Here is a 2,013-nt window from a genome sequence, read left to right as displayed (position 1 = left end):
GACACAACAGCGCCAGAAGCACCAGTGATTCAAACAGAGTTAACAGGTAAAGCAGGAACTAAGACACCAGTAGTAGTAGTTGCGGAACCAGGATCTAAAGTTGAGTTATTTGATAAAGATGGTAACAAGATTGGAGAAGCTACAGCAGGTGACGATGGTAAAGCAACAATCACACCAACGAAAGATATTCCAGCAGGAAGCGTAACAGTTAAAGCAACGGATAAAGCAGGAAATCCATCAGAGGAAACAGTTGAATTGGTAACAGCTGTACCGAAAGTAAAAGTCCCTGTAGAGTCATTTGGTAACCTAACTAAAGAGGAACAAGATAAAGTTAAAGAATCAGTGGAAAAAGCTAACCCTGGTAAAACAGTTGTTGTTGAACCAACAGGAAAAGTAACAATCACAGATCCTAAGACAAATACTAATCATGAAATTTCTGAAGAATTAGTGACAACAATTGCTCCTCCAGTTGAAGATATTCCAGAATTCGACGGTGGAGTGAATGGTGAACCAGAAAGACAAGAAGAATTACCAGAGTTCAATGGTGGAGTAAACGGTGAACCAGAAGTTCAACCAGAATTACCAGAATTCAATGGTGGAGTAAACGGAGAACTTCCAGATCCAGTAGAATTACCAAAAGTTCAGTTAATTATCACTAAATGGATCGATGAGGATGGTAGAGAGCTTAAAGCGGCTGATGTGAAAACGCCAAAAGTTTTAGGTGAAGCTAATGAAGCGCTAGAAGCTGGAGAAATTGCAGGATATGTATTCGTTAGAACAGAAACTAAAGACGATGTTGTAACGCATATCTTCAGAAAAGTTACTCCAACATCACCAAAAGTTGATGAAAACATTAAGCCAAAATCAACAGCTAAAGTAGAGAAATCTACTAAACGCTTAGCGAACACAGGTGAAGCTGAAACTAATACAGGACTAGCAGGTTTAGGACTAGGAATTTTAGGAAGCTTACTAGCAGTTGCTAAAAGACGTAGAAAAGATGAAGAGTAAAAATTACTAAATCATCGAAAATAAATCTTTAAAATTGTCTGTTTAGATAATCGAAAAGAGCAAGGAATCCAAGAAAGAATCGAGAGGTTCATTTCTTGGATTTTTTGTGTTTGAACTTCGCGTAGAATAGGGATATTATTAGAAAAAATAATTTTTTTCTAGTATAATAAAGTTAGTAATAGGGTAGAAAAAAATTTTAAAAAATTATAATTAATAAAAAAAGGGGGAGAAAAAATATGGATGAACGCCATAAAAATATTAAACCAATTTATGATTTGGTAGTAAAAAAAGTATTTTGTAACGAGGCGGTGGCATTGCAATTCGTACAGGATATTTTCGATTTACCGGCAAAAAGTGCAAAACTAATTGGTAGCGATAAAATATTTCGAGCTAATAGTAATGTAGAAGATGATTTTAACATAGCTGTTGATATACTTGTTGAACTAGATAACCACGCACAAGTTATAATCGAAGTGCAATTAGCTAAGCAGGCATTCTTCATGAATCGTATCTGGGCGTACCTATGTAAACAAGTTAATGATAATATCGAAAGGTTAAAACAAAACGAAAAAGAAAGACATGCTATTTACAAAAAACTACCACCAGTTTATGTAGCAGCGATAGTAGACAAAAACTACTTTGATGGTGATGATCCTATAAGTACTTTTTTAATCAAAGAAGAAACAAGAAACACAGAACTAAAAATGTATATAGATAACGACATAAAAGAGATGCCATTGTTGAAAATAGTATTTTTAGAACTTAAAAAATACAAACCAGAATTAAAAGAAAGTTATAATAAAGTACGTTGGCTAGAATTTTTCGGCAACAAGCAGTACACAAGTGAACCTGGTGAAGTAATTGACCAAGCCGATGACTTACTTAATGTTAGAAACTGGACTAAGGAGGAAAAAGATATGTATGATGAAAGAACAAGACAATTAGACCATCAATGGGCGACGTATGCTTATGCACGTGAAGAGGGAATTGAATACGGAATGGCAC

General features: G+C 35.0%; 2 protein-coding genes. Both read left to right on the top strand.

The window, feature by feature from the left end:
- The coding region (locus ACO6OL_RS04605) for an SIALI-17 repeat-containing surface protein (RefSeq protein ID WP_485502288.1) at positions 1-1,008 on the top strand (1,008 nt) is incomplete at its 5' end.
- 236 nt (positions 1,009-1,244) lie between these two features.
- On the top strand, positions 1,245-2,013 hold a 769-nt coding region (locus tag ACO6OL_RS04600; RefSeq protein WP_485502287.1), incomplete at its 3' end, for a PD-(D/E)XK nuclease family transposase.

The sequence above is a fragment of the Gemella sp. genome (assembly GCF_057272915.1).
The sequence above is the reverse complement of the archived record's forward strand: the minus strand, read 5'-3'. Positions and strand labels throughout refer to the sequence as shown.